Origin of the sequence: Pseudoclavibacter sp. CFCC 13611 (assembly GCF_008831225.1) — a bacterium.
Taxonomy (GTDB): domain Bacteria; phylum Actinomycetota; class Actinomycetes; order Actinomycetales; family Microbacteriaceae; genus Pseudoclavibacter_A.
On the sequence record NZ_WBKE01000003.1, the window covers coordinates 14,282 to 26,577 of the forward strand.

Annotated in this window: 10 protein-coding genes; 7 read left to right on the forward strand and 3 right to left on the reverse strand. The window is 67.1% G+C overall.

The window, feature by feature from the left end; genetic code table 11:
- Positions 1 to 104: 104 nt before the first annotated feature.
- Entirely contained in the window at positions 105 to 1,292 is a 1,188-nt protein-coding gene (locus tag F8O08_RS08680; RefSeq protein WP_192497743.1) for a MarP family serine protease, read from the forward strand.
- A 681-nt stretch (positions 1,293 to 1,973) separates the two neighbouring features.
- Here F8O08_RS08680 and F8O08_RS08685 read toward each other — a convergent pair.
- Positions 1,974 to 3,875, reverse strand: coding sequence for an ABC-F family ATP-binding cassette domain-containing protein (locus F8O08_RS08685; protein WP_158043039.1), 1,902 nt, complete (start codon positions 3,873 to 3,875; stop codon positions 1,974 to 1,976).
- 208 nt (positions 3,876 to 4,083) lie between these two features.
- On the opposite strand from F8O08_RS08685, the gene F8O08_RS08690 reads away from it, so the two are divergent.
- The 4 genes from F8O08_RS08690 (at position 4,084) to F8O08_RS08705 (ending at position 8,158) form a co-directional block, all read left to right on the forward strand.
- The gene (locus F8O08_RS08690) at positions 4,084 to 5,082 is read left to right on the forward strand and encodes an ABC transporter ATP-binding protein (RefSeq protein WP_225733618.1); all 999 of its coding nucleotides are present in this window, start codon (positions 4,084 to 4,086) and stop codon (positions 5,080 to 5,082) included.
- On the forward strand, positions 5,079 to 5,963 hold the full coding sequence (locus F8O08_RS08695) for an ABC transporter permease (protein ID WP_225733619.1): 885 nt from the start codon (positions 5,079 to 5,081) through the stop codon (positions 5,961 to 5,963). The genes F8O08_RS08690 and F8O08_RS08695 overlap by 4 nt, the downstream gene beginning before the upstream one ends.
- A 78-nt stretch (positions 5,964 to 6,041) precedes the next feature.
- Positions 6,042 to 7,439 (forward strand): sensor histidine kinase, encoded by a 1,398-nt coding sequence (locus F8O08_RS08700; RefSeq protein ID WP_192497744.1) that lies wholly within the window; start codon positions 6,042 to 6,044, stop codon positions 7,437 to 7,439.
- On the forward strand, positions 7,436 to 8,158 hold the full coding sequence (locus tag F8O08_RS08705; RefSeq protein WP_158043041.1) for a response regulator: 723 nt from the start codon (positions 7,436 to 7,438) through the stop codon (positions 8,156 to 8,158). The genes F8O08_RS08700 and F8O08_RS08705 overlap by 4 nt, the downstream gene beginning before the upstream one ends.
- 55 nt (positions 8,159 to 8,213) lie before the next feature.
- Here F8O08_RS08705 and F8O08_RS08710 read toward each other — a convergent pair whose 3' ends face one another.
- Complete coding sequence (locus F8O08_RS08710) at positions 8,214 to 9,152, reverse strand: 4-(cytidine 5'-diphospho)-2-C-methyl-D-erythritol kinase (RefSeq protein ID WP_158043042.1); 939 nt, start codon at positions 9,150 to 9,152, stop codon at positions 8,214 to 8,216.
- Between the two features lie 62 nt (positions 9,153 to 9,214).
- On the opposite strand from F8O08_RS08710, the gene F8O08_RS08715 reads away from it, so the two are divergent.
- Positions 9,215 to 10,102 carry a TrmH family RNA methyltransferase gene (locus F8O08_RS08715; RefSeq protein WP_158043043.1) on the forward strand — a complete coding sequence of 296 codons (888 nt, stop codon included), beginning with the start codon at positions 9,215 to 9,217 and terminating at the stop codon, positions 10,100 to 10,102.
- 83 nt (positions 10,103 to 10,185) lie between these two features.
- On the opposite strand, the gene F8O08_RS08720 is transcribed toward F8O08_RS08715, so the two are convergent.
- Positions 10,186 to 11,532 (reverse strand): CobW family GTP-binding protein, encoded by a 1,347-nt coding sequence (locus F8O08_RS08720; protein WP_192497745.1) that lies wholly within the window; start codon positions 11,530 to 11,532, stop codon positions 10,186 to 10,188.
- A 66-nt stretch (positions 11,533 to 11,598) separates the two neighbouring features.
- On the opposite strand from F8O08_RS08720, the gene F8O08_RS08725 reads away from it, so the two are divergent.
- Positions 11,599 to 12,294, forward strand: a complete 696-nt coding sequence (locus tag F8O08_RS08725) for a TetR/AcrR family transcriptional regulator (protein WP_158043045.1) — start codon at positions 11,599 to 11,601, stop codon at positions 12,292 to 12,294.
- The last annotated feature ends 2 nt before the right edge of the window (positions 12,295 to 12,296 follow it).

Genomic DNA, 12,296 nt, shown 5'->3' on the forward strand with positions numbered 1-12,296 from the left:
TGCAGAAGACCCCGCACTCTCCAGCTGCTTCGCAGCACCTTGCCGACCGGTTCCACGTCGGCTTCTTCTGCGCAATGTCGCAGGCAGTGCATACGATGTCATTCATGGATCTGACACTCGGCGCGCTGCCTCTCGACCTCGTGCTGCTGGGCATCATCACGTGGCAGACCGTCAGCGGTGCGCGGCGCGGTCTCGCGCGAGTCGCGCTGCGTCTTGCCGGCATGGTGGTGGGCGGTTTCGCCGCCTGGCTCACCATCCCTTGGGTCGTGACTTTGGGAGGCAACGGTGCGACCCGCATCGCGATGGTCATGATCGTGGGGTTGGGGCTCGTCGTCATCGGCGGCAGCATCGGCGGAGCGATCGGCCGATCGATCGGCGGTGTGCTCGAACGCGTGCGGCTCGGTGCCGTGAACAGGCTGTTGGGCGCCGTGGCCGGGCTGCTCGCAAGCAGCCTGATGATCGGGCTGGTCTCTTCGGCGGTCTCGGGAATCGGTGCCCCGTGGCTCACTCAGGCGCTGAGTTCGTCTCGCGTCGTCACCGTGATCGACGGACTGATGCCGAGCAGCCTGCGATCGACTGCCACACTTTGGGGCCAGAACGCCATCGACGAAGGCCTGCCTTGGGTCGTCGAGGCGCTGGGCGGTGTGTCGCAAGAGCCATCGCTACCTCAAGTCGATCTGGAGACACCCCAGCTCACCCAGGCGGCGAAGTCGGTCGTGCGCATCAGCGGCCCCGCATACGCATGCGGGCAGGAGCAGACCGGCTCGGGGTTCGTGGTCAGCGATGATCGAGTCGTCACGAACGCCCATGTGGTGAGCGGCGTCTCAGAGCCGGTCGTCGAGGTGCCCGGCAAGCCCGCGAAGAGCGGCCGCATCACGTATTTCGACCCGAAGGCCGATCTCGCCGTCATCGACGTCGACGGGCTCGGGGCCCCCGTGCTGCCGCTGGCATCCGCCGCAGCCATCGGTCGCGGCACACAGGGCGCGGTGCAGGGCTACCCCGGTGGCGGCCCGTTCACCTCGGGCCCGGCAAGCGTCATGGCTGCCGGCACTGTTGACTTCAGCGGCTCAGGCCCGCGCGACGTGCTCACCTTGGCGGCGAACGTGCAGCCGGGCAACTCGGGCGGCCCGTTGATCACCACAGACGGCGAGATTGCCGGTATGGTCTTCGCCAAAGAAAGGTCGGTGCCGAACGTGGGCTATGCGATTCCGCTCAGCGATCTCAAGCCCGTGGTGCAGAAAGCCCCCGGGCTCACTGCGACGGTGAGCTCAGGGAGCTGTACCACCGACTGAGTGAACGCGGGGGCTTCGAGACGAACGGTGGGGTCAGTGCTCGAGTTCGACGCCCTGTTCGTGTAGTCGCGCGTGCATCCGCTGGACGCGTGCGTCGCCGATATCAAACTCGACCATGTCGACGCACCGTTCGGGTTGAGATCGCTTCTGCAGACCGACGCCATGGGCGCACGAGCCGCCCGCTGCTGTGGACCGCCGAGAACGTGAGCATCCGGCCGCGAACGTGCCGACATACCGTCTCAATAGGCAGTGGAGCCACGGTTGATGCCACCGTCGAAGCCACCGTCAATGCCGCGCTCATGCAGTGGGAGGTCGCTGCGGCTGCGGCGTAGGTGCAAGCGCAGAATCTGCGGGTTCCACGGACAAGACCTCGGCGAAAGTGCAGAACCTGCGGGCATCAGCCGATGAAGCCCGCACCTTCTACACTCTCGACGCGCATATGACGGATTCTGCACACTCAACGAGTAAAAGCACCAGTCTGAACCAACGAAAGCACAGAACCTGTGTTTTTCTGCGGTCAGGCCTTGGCGAGAGCGCAGAATCTGCCCGGTTCAGGTGCAGGGCCTGAGCGAGCGCAGAACCTGCCCGGTTCAGAGGCAGGGCCTGAGCGAGCGCAGAACCTGCGGGTTCCAGAGAGCAGGGCCCAGAGAGCAGGGCCCAGCGAGAGTGCAGAACGTGCGACTATCCCTCGAGCTGCTCCGCGAGGTCGAGCCACTCGGCCTCAAGCTCATCGATTTCGCCGCTGGTCGACCTGCGCAGCGCATCGATCTTCGAGAGCCCCTCGAAGTCGCTCTGGTCGGCCGCGGCGAGATCGGCATCGACCTTCGTCAGCGCATCGCGCGCCTTGGCCAGCTTGCGCTCGAGCGCCTGAAGCCGCTTTTCGGCGGCCCGACGCTCGGCACCACTCAGCCCCGCGGCGGATGCACCGCTCGCCCCCGCCCCCGAAGCCGCGCCCGCTGCGTGACCGGCCCCGCTCGCGGCGCGAGATGAGGACGGGGTCTTGTCGGCATCCGCCGAAGAGCCCTCATGCGCAGCAGCGTCGAGCCGCAGGAATTCGTCGACCCCGCCGGGCAGGTGCCGCAGTGTTCCGCCGATCAGGGCGTACTGGTCGTCGGTCACGCGCTCCAGGAAGTAGCGATCGTGCGACACGACGATCAGCGTGCCGGGCCAGGCGTCGAGCACGTCTTCCATGGCGGCGAGCATGTCGGTGTCGAGGTCGTTGGTGGGTTCGTCGAGCACGAGCACGTTCGGCTCGTCGAGCAGGGTGAGCAGCAGCTGCAGGCGGCGGCGCTGGCCTCCGCTGAGATCGCGCACGGGGGTCGACAGCTGCACGCTCGAGAAGCCGAGCCGTTCGAGCATCTGCGACGGGCTGAGGTCTTCGTCGCCGACCTTGTAGGTCGTGCGCACTCGGCCGATGACCTCGCGCACGCGGTCGTCGTTCACCGCGTCGAGTTCGTGCAGCTCCTGGGTGAGCTCGGTGAGCTTGACGGTCTTGCCGACCTTGATGCGGCCGGCCGTGACCGCGGTGCCGTCGCCTGCGTCGAGCTGGGCGGCCTGGGTCGATCCGGCCTTGGCCGAGGCCTCTTTGATCAGGCTCAGCAGTGTCGACTTGCCGGCGCCGTTCGCACCGAGCAGCCCGAGTCGATCGCCGGGGCCGATTCGCCACTCGACGTCGTGCATGAGCACATGCTCGTCGTACTGCACCGTCACGCCCAGCACGTCGATGACGTCTTTGCCCAGACGAGAGGTCGCCATCGACTGCAGCCGCACGCGGTCGCGAACGGGCGGCACGTCGGCGATCAGCTCGTTGGCCGCCTCGATGCGGAACTTCGGCTTCGAGCTGCGCGCCGGCGCACCGCGGCCGAGCCAGGCCAGCTCTTTGCGCATCAGGTTCTGACGCTTGGCCTCGACCGCCGCTGCCTGCCGGTCGCGCTCGACGCGCTGCAGAATGTAGGCCGCGTACCCGCCTTCAAAGGGCTCGACAGTGCCGTCGTGCACCTCCCAAGTGTCGGTGCAGACCGCGTCGAGGAACCACCGATCGTGCGTAACCATGACGAGGCCGCCGGCGTTCTTCGGCCAGCGCTGCTTGAGGTGCCGAGCAAGCCAGGTGATGCCCTCGACATCGAGGTGGTTGGTGGGCTCGTCGAGAAAGAGCACATCCCAGTCTTGCCGCAGCAGGGCCGCGAGCGCGACGCGACGACGCTGGCCTCCGCTGAGCGCACCGGTCGTAGCGTGCCAGTCGAGGTCGCCGAGCAGACCCTGCAGCACGTCTCGCACCCGCGGCTGCGACGCCCACTCGTGTTCAGGCAGATCGCCCACCACTGCGTGGCCGACCGTCTCGTCGGGGTCGAGGTCTGGTGTCTGGGCGAGCACTCCGACGGTGATGCCGCCGCGACGGGTGACCCGGCCGGTGTCGGGCTGCATCTCGCCGGCGAGCAGTCGCAGCAGCGTGGTCTTGCCGTCACCATTGCGGCCGACGATGCCAATGCGCTGCCCTTCGGCGAGGCCGAGCGAGAGGTCGTCGAAGACGTCTTTGGTGGGGTAACTGAGGCTGATGTGTTCGGCGCCGAGAAGATGTGCCATTCGACAAGGGTACCGCGCCGGTGCAGCGGTGCGGCGGTGTGCCGGTGCGGCGGGGTTCGGCGAGACGAGGATGCTGGGTCGGGTAATGAGCTGCACCGGCATCCCGCACGTGTCAACCGAATGGATGACACCGGCGATGCCCCCAGCCCCCGCACATTCAGTCAGCCGGTCGATGTGCTCGAGCACTGCATCCGGCGAATATTGGGTCATGGCTCAAACAGACGATCCCACACACCCCGCAAACTCGGTTCATGCAGGCGAACCAGCACTCGCGCCAATGCCGGCCCTCGCACCTGAACCTGCACGAGCTGCAGCCCCCACACCCGCACCGATCGCGGTGCGCGGTCTCTCAAAGTCGTATCGCGGCCGAAAGGTGCTCGACGACATCACCCTCGAGGTGCGCAGCGGAGAGACGCTCGCGCTGCTCGGGCCAAATGGCGCCGGCAAGACCACCTTGGTCGAGACGATCGTCGGCTTTCGCCGTCCCGACCAAGGCAGTGTGCGACTGGTGGGATCCGACCCGCGACACTCAACCCGAGACATGCGCAATCGCGTCGGGGTCGTGCTGCAAGAGACTCAGGAGTCAGGCGTGCTCACCGTTCGCGAGCAGCTCACGCACTTCGCCGGTATGTACGACGATCCGTGGCCGGTCGACGACCTGATTGCGAGCGTCGGCCTCACTGCCGCAGCCGACCGACGCGTGCGAGCACTGTCAGGTGGGCAGCGCCGACGTCTCGACGTCGCCCAGGGAGTCGTCGGACACCCCGAGGTGCTCTTTCTCGACGAGCCGACCACCGGCTTCGATCCGCAGGCGCGCACCGCATTCTGGCACCTGATCGACTCGATCAAAGCCAGTGGCACCACCATCGTGCTCACCACGCACTACCTCGAAGAGGCCGCGCATCTCGCTGACCGCGTCGCCGTCATGGTCAACGGCCGTCTGGTCGCGCTGGGCAGCGACCTGGCCCAGACGCCGACCCTCGCCGATCGGCCCGAGCTGCACTTGCCGACTGTGCAGTGGCACGAGGACGGCCGAGACCGCTCCGAGACCACCGCGACGCCGGGTGCACTGATCGTTTCGCTCACTGCCCGGCTTCAGGGCGAGCCCGAGCACCTCGAAGTGCGCCGGCCCACCCTGGCCGACGCCTACCTCGCCCTGATCGGCGAAAACTCCAGAAGCAGCACCGATGAAAGGCCCGCAGCATGAGCACACAGACGATGATCCAGCAGCGCTCTCCGCAGCAGGGGAAGGCACGGCCGCCGAAAGCCAGACGACCGCACCGCCCGTCTCTTGCAGCACTGGCGCTTGCGCGCATCGGCGTGGAGCTGCGCAGCTACCGCCGTCAGCCTGACACCGTGTTCTTCACGTTTCTGTTCCCGGTGATGATGCTCTGCATCTTCGCGACGGCCTTCTCGAACCTGTCATTCGGCCCAGACGACCTCGGGCTGACCGCCGCCGGCTACTACCTGCCCGCGATGCTCGCCAGCGGTGTGCTGCTCAGCGGTTTTCAGAATCTCGGCTCCGACCTCGCCGTCGAACGATATGACGGCACGCGCAGGCGCCTCGCCCTGACTCCCCTGCCCGTCGCCGCCTATCTGCTCGGCAAACTCGGCCTCGTGCTGATCACCGCTTTGGTGCAGGCGGTGCTGCTCATCGCCGTGGCCCGTTTCGCCTTCGATGTGCCTCTGCCCGATTCCTGGTCAGCCTGGACGACCTTGATCTGGGTCTTTCTGCTCGGGCTCGGCACGTCGGTCGTGTTGGGCTTTCTCGTCTCGTATCTGCCGCGCAGCGCAAAGAGTGCCACAGCCGTCATCCTGCCACCGGTGCTCATTCTGCAGTTCGTCTCGGGCGTCTACCTGCAGTTCTCGCAACTGCCCGAGTGGTTGCAGAATGTCGCCTCGGTGTTTCCGCTCAAGTGGATCGCCCAGGGCTTTCGCGCAGCCCTGCTGCCTGACCAGTTCGCGGTGCTCGAGCGTGGCGAGGCCTGGCACCTGGGTCTCGTCGCGACGGTCTTGGCCGTGTGGTTCGTCTCTGGCTTGGTCGTGACCCTGCTCACGTTCAGATGGGTGCCCGGTGACCGCCGATGATCCCTGTCTGCGGATGCCGAATCCGGCGAGCTCTCCCGAGAGGCCAGGCCGCGGACACGTGCGGCTAGGCTGATGGACATGCCCGACCTCATCGCTGACGCATCCGTCGACGGGCGCACGCGGGCATCCACCGACGAGCACGCCCAGCGCTCGTGGCGTTGGGTGTGGTCCCTGCTCTTCATTGCGGTGACCGTGGCTCTCGCCACCTCGACCGTGCTGTCGTGGTACGCCGAAAGCGGTACAGGCACTGGCGTCGGCGCCGATTCGCAGTGGGCCAACGACTTTCGAGCCTCGCCGCTCGCCTTGGTGATGTCATTGACGGGCTCAGCCGTCTTTCTGTTCGCCTGGCTGGTCTTCGGCCGCAGGGCGATGGCTTCGACGGCACGACTCGATCGGCAGCTCGTCGCCGGCCGCACGGTGCCGCCACGCGCGATGCGCAGCCACGCCGCACAGGTGATGCGGTACTTCGCCGTCGCGATCCCCGGGCTGATGCTCGCCCTGACCGGCGACCCGCAGATGGCGACGCTGCAGGCGGTGTTCTATCCGAGCCTGTGGATGCTCGCGCGCGGGCTTCGACGCGGGCTGATCTGGAATCTGATCACCGCAGTCAGCGTCACCGCGGGGCTTCTGCTCGGCGCATGGGGTGACAGCGGCTGGACCGGCCTGTCGTCAAGCGATGCCGGCGACGGCACGTTGCCGACCGAGCTGCTGCGAGCCGGATCGATCGGCGTCGTCTCCTGGCTGTTCAGCACCGCGATGGGCGTCTGGCTGACGATGGCGTTCACTCGCGGACACGAGCGCGAGGTGCTGCTCAACCAGCTGCGCCGGCAGGAGGCAGAGCTCTCAGCAGAGCGAGCCGATCTGGCTGCCGAACGCGAGCGCGCTCGCATGGCGGCCGATCTACACGACACCGTCTCGCAGAGCATCGCCGGCATCGTCATGCTCGCGCAGCAGGGTGCACGAGAGCAGAGCCCCGAGCGGTCAGCCCAGCTGTTCGCAGTCATCGAGTCGAGCGCCAATCAGGCGCTCACCGAGGCCCGGTCGTTGGTAGCCGCTACCAGCACTGTGGGGCTCAGCTCGGCAACCGGCCTGGCGCCCGCGCTCGCGCAGGCCTGTGAGCGCTTCGCGCGTGAGACCGGCATCGATGTGCGCACCGACTTCATCACTGTGGATGATCAGTCGATGACACAAAGACGACAGACGCTGCTCGTCCGCGCTGCGCAGGAGGGGCTCGCGAACGCACGCAAGCACGCTGGTGCTGGTGTGGTGCAGGTGGTGCTGCGCAGGGCATCCGCCGGCGATGCGGTCACTCTCACCGTGACGGATGACGGGCGTGGCCTGCCGCCCGGGTTCACTGTGGCGAGCAGCCACGGGTTCGGTCTGCCCGGTCTCGAACAGCGCATCGCTCAGGCCGGCGGCGCCCTGACCCTGCGTTCTCGGCAGCCGCACGGCACGATTCTGGAGGCGACCCTGTGAGCACGATTCGACTGGCGATCGCCGACGACCACCCCATCGTGCGCAGCGGACTCGTCGCGCTGCTCGGCGACCTGACCGGCATCGACCTGATCGGCGAGGCGAGCGACGGCAACGAGGCGGTGGCGCTGGTCACGGCTGAGCACCCCGATGTGCTGCTGTGCGATCTGCGCATGCCCGGACGTGACGGGGTCGAGGTCACGCGGGTCGTCTCAGAGCAGGCCCCAGAGACACGGGTGATCATCCTGACGACGTATGAGGATGACGCGGCAATCGTGGCAGCTATCGCTGCGGGGGCCAAAGGCTACCTGATCAAGGCCGCACCTGCGGATGAGCTCATCGCAGGAGTGCGTGCCGTGGTCGCGGGCGAGGTCGCTCTGTCTCCACAGGTGGCGACTGCACTGGTGTCACGGCTGCAGCGCAGCGCTGTGCCGGATACCGCAGGTGCCGATTTCCCAGAGGCTTCTGAAGTCGATGAGGTGGTGGAAGTCGCGGCGGATGCGCTCAGGTGGACTCATGCCCGACGGATCAGCCCTTTGTCTCCGCGAGAGACCGAAGTGCTGCGGCTGGTCGCACAGGGGATGCGCAATGCGCAGATCGCCGAGCGCCTCTACATCTCTGAGCCCACTGTGAAGACGCATCTGCTGCGCACGTACCAGAAGCTGGAGGTCAACGACCGCACCCGCGCGGTGACCAAGGCTCTCGAACTCGGGCTGATCTGACCACATCCGAGTCTGGGCCAACGCAGGAAAGGCGGGCCTGCGCGAGACCGCAGCCTCACAGCACGTGCGAACCGCGCGCAGGGCTCGAGACCACACTGGCCTGATGTCCGCGAGCCAGCAGCGACTGCGCGAGCGCCGCAGCATGATGCGCATCACCGGCCAGGAGCGCGATCGTCGGCCCCGACCCTGACACGATGCCTGCGACGGCACCGAGGTCACGCGCCTCGTCAAGCGTGCGGTGCAGGCTCGGGCGCAGACTGATCGCCGCAGCCTGCAGGTCATTGCGCAGGTGCCTGCCCAGCTGCTCCGGATCACCCGTTGCCAGCGCAGTGACCACGGATTCAGCCTCCGAGAGCGCCCGAGCCTTGCCCGTCGCATCGATCTCGCCGTCGTCGACCAGCTCGTCAAACCGGCGATAGACGTCGACCGTGCTCAGCCCCTCGGCCTGCGTCACCAGCACCCAGTGGTAGGACTCGCGCGTGATCACAGCCGTCAGACGGTCGCCCCGCCCTGTGCCGATCGCCGTACCACCGACCAGACTGAACGGCACGTCAGCACCGAGTTCCGCCGCCATCTCGCTGAGCTGCTCGCGCGCGACCTCGAGCCGCCACAGCTTGGCGAGTGCGACCAGCGTGCCTGCGGCATCCGCCGAACCGCCGGCCATGCCGCCCGCGATCGGCACCCGCTTGCGCACCATGCACGCAGCGGCCAGGTTCTCGGGTGACGATGCGGTGCGCAGATCTGCGGCGCGCGAGGCAAGCAGCCGACCGGCACGCAGCACGAGGTTGTCGTCGTCGACGAGCAGAGAGTGACTGCCGGTGAAGTGCAGCGACCATTCCGGGGCCCAGCGCACTGAGATGTCTTCATAGAGATCGACCGCCTGAAACACGTTGACGATCTTGTGGTACCCGTCGTCATACTGCCCGCCCACGGCAAGCAGCAGGTTGATCTTGCCCGGCGTGCGGGTCACGATCGGCGGCGATGCGGGATGCATGGCCCCAAGTCTAGCCGCGGCGGGCTCGACGATCGCACCACCGCGCACGGTACCCTGACTGCGTGCCCACCATCGAACTGCATGACCTCGACGACCCACGCCTGAGCGACTTCGCGCGGCTGACCGACTCGGCGCTGCGGCGTCGCATCGACAGTGAGCGCGGGCTCTACCTGGCCGAGTCGAAGTTCGTGTTCGAGCGCGCGCTGGCCGCCGGGCACGAACCGCGTTCAGTGCTGGCCGAGCGCAGCGCACTGCCCGAGGTCGGGTTTCTGCTGACCGCTGCCGGTTTCGGGGATGCCGCACGCGAGCAGGTGGGGCTGCCGCCGGTTCCGGTGTTCACCGGCGAGGCCGCCGTGCTCGAACGACTGACCGGCTTCGAACTGCATCATGGCGTGATCGGGTGCATGAATCGGCCCGCCCCGCTCGATGCGGCTGATGTGATCGCCGGGCGCACGGCGGCGGATGCTGCAGGCGGAACCGACAGACGGCGTCTCGTCGTGATCGAGGGCGTGGTCGATCCCACGAATGTGGGGCTGATCTTTCGGTCGGCCGGAGCGCTCGGAGCCGACGGCATTCTGCTCACGCCCCGCACTGCAGACCCGCTGTATCGCCGGGCGGTGCGCATGAGCATGGGCACGGTGCTGCAGGTGCCGTGGGCGCATGTCGGCGGATGGCGCGAACTCGGCCCGCAGCTGCATGACGCCGGCTATCACGTGGCGACACTCGCACTCGACGAGCGATCGGTCACACTTGACGAGTTCGCCGAGCAGGTGCGCTCGATGCCCTATCGTTTCGCCCGCCTCGCGCTCGTGCTCGGGTCTGAGGGCTACGGCGTCTCAGACGCCTGTCTGCGCACGGCAGACACACTGGTCGAGATTCCGATGGCTCACGGCATCGACTCGCTCAACGTCGCGGCATCGAGTGCCGTGGCGATGTGGGCACTGCGGTGACGACTCTGCACCGATAGTGCACGGACGTCGTGGGGCAGCCGCCGTCGCTGAGGGCCGAACGCAGCTGCGGCACGAGGCGAAGCTCAGATGCGCCGACGGCCGAGACCGGTAGTACGGGCGAACTGGTCGACCGTCACCGTCTGCTGCGGCCATGGGTCGTCGAACTCCTCGCCGCTGCGCCATGCCATGACCTCTTCCGGAGTGCACAGGCACTGCTCAAGCCGAGCGAGAAACGCGCGGGTGTCGGAGTCTTCGCCGAGGAGGGTGATGCTCGTGCGCCGGTCGCCGAAGACCGGGTCGATCTCGTCGACCTCACGCTGCAGCTGCTCGATTTCGCGCGGCAGCAGTCTGCGCCGCTCTGCCTCGCGAGAGGAGGTCTGCGCGTCGGCGACCGCGCGCTGCTCGCGGTCGAGCACACCCGACTTCCAGTAGCCGAAGAACTCAAGGTTCACGCCCCCGGCCGCCTGGTTCCAGAGCAGCACTTTGTCGTCGCGCGTGGGAATCCAGGTCATGCCCTTGCTGCGGTAGAGCGTCTGCGGCAGTGCGGTCGTGTATGCCTCCCAGAGCCTGCGAGGATGAAACGGACGCGCATCGTCAAGCACCAGCGACACCAGCCGACCGGTCTCTGGATGCTCTGTGTCACGCTGCTCGGTCTCGCGACCCAGCTGCGCCACTCGGTCACGAGGATGACGCGGCTGTGCGAGCACTGCGTCGAGCCGCAGGTTGCCGAAGCGCAGACCGGTGATGCCCGCATAGGGGTTGAGCCGGTGCAGGGCGGCAGCGGTGCGTGTGACCTGCTCGGGCTCGAGCTTGTCGAGCTTGGTCAGATAGACCTCTGAGGCGAACATCACCTGCTCGGCGATCAGCGACTCGACCCCGAGCGTGCCAGCGCCGAGCTGACGGGCCACCTGATCGGCGATCAGCTCTCCGCAGGCGAAGTCGTCGCGCAGCATCGCCGCGTCGACGAGCGAGAGAAACCCGTGCAGCTGCAGGCGCGGATGCCGGGTGAGGGCTTTCACGAGCGGCCAAGGTCGCGTGCTGCCTGAGGTCTCGATGAAGATGTGCTCAGGCTGATAGCCGTCGAGCATCTGCTCGGCAGTGGCGATCAGCTTGGGCAGCAGCTCGGCGCTGTGCACGCTGCCGCCCTTGATGCTGGCGAAGTTGCCCATCTCGTGGCTGACCACTTCAGTGTCTTCGACCACCAGACCGTCAACGTCGAGCGAGCTCATGTCATTGACGATCACCGCGGGCCGCAGGTGCGGCGTGCGCTGCCAGGCCTGTACCAGCAGGCTCTGCAGCAGAGTGGTCTTTCCCGCACCGAGAAAGCCGTTCAGCACAGTGACCGCAACAGGCTGATTCTGCCGACGGTGCTGCGCACGTTTGCGCGGGTCTCCACTGCGCGACAGCGAGCGACTATTATTGCGAGCCATTCTCATAACGATACCACGCGGCCCAGTCGCGGTCTCGGACACATGGACAGCCGTTAGGCTGGCTCTATGGCCCGACTTGATGACGCTCATGGCGCTGATCCGGCTCAGCAGCTCACTTTGGAGCGCATCGTCACGGAGGCCCGCGCGCTGCTCGAGACCGGAGGCTACTCCGCATTGACGATGCGTGCCCTCGCTGCACGCCTCAGCTCACGGCCGATGAGTCTCTATCACTACGTGCGCAATAAGTCGGAGCTGCTCACGCTCGCGCTGTCTGACGCCGCCGCAGAGATCGACTGGGCCATTCCCAGCGGAACACCGGTCGAGCGCATGGTCGAAGTGGGCGTCGAGGTGCATGAGAACCTCAGCAGGCTGCCCTGGGTCGTGCCGATTCTGTCGCGCGGCACCAATATCGGTCTTTCTGCACTGGCCTCGACTGAGCACTTCTTCGCCGCCGCAGCTGACGCCGGCCTCGACGACGCCGCGATGCTCGCCCTCTGGCGAGGAGTCTGGTACCTCATCTCGGCCGACCTGCAGATGCAGGCGGCGGCTGCCGAACGCAGCAGCGACGAACGTGCCTGGTATGAGACGACCGACAGCGAGTGTGTGCAGGGCCTGACACAGGTCAGCAGGCTGCTGCCGCACTGGCGAGAGCTCTCTGCCGGGTACTCGCTGCAGACGTCCGTACGAGCGCTGGTGACCGGAACGGTGCTGCAGCACCGCGCTGCCGGCGCGCCCACCAGCAGCACTGCTGCGCAGGAGTGACG

What these genes read in the sequence shown, in the direction of transcription:
- F8O08_RS08680 (WP_192497743.1), top strand. Translation starts at nt 105, where the DNA reads ATGGATCTGACACTCGGCGCGCTGCCTCTCGACCTCGTGCTGCTGGGC.
- F8O08_RS08685 (WP_158043039.1), bottom strand. Translation starts at nt 3,875, where the DNA reads ATGGCACATCTTCTCGGCGCCGAACACATCAGCCTCAGTTACCCCACC.
- F8O08_RS08690 (WP_225733618.1), top strand. Translation starts at nt 4,084, where the DNA reads ATGGCTCAAACAGACGATCCCACACACCCCGCAAACTCGGTTCATGCA.
- F8O08_RS08695 (WP_225733619.1), top strand. Translation starts at nt 5,079, where the DNA reads ATGAGCACACAGACGATGATCCAGCAGCGCTCTCCGCAGCAGGGGAAG.
- F8O08_RS08700 (WP_192497744.1), top strand. Translation starts at nt 6,042, where the DNA reads ATGCCCGACCTCATCGCTGACGCATCCGTCGACGGGCGCACGCGGGCA.
- F8O08_RS08710 (WP_158043042.1), bottom strand. Translation starts at nt 9,152, where the DNA reads ATGCATCCCGCATCGCCGCCGATCGTGACCCGCACGCCGGGCAAGATC.
- F8O08_RS08720 (WP_192497745.1), bottom strand. Translation starts at nt 11,532, where the DNA reads ATGGCTCGCAATAATAGTCGCTCGCTGTCGCGCAGTGGAGACCCGCGC.
- F8O08_RS08725 (WP_158043045.1), top strand. Translation starts at nt 11,599, where the DNA reads ATGGCCCGACTTGATGACGCTCATGGCGCTGATCCGGCTCAGCAGCTC.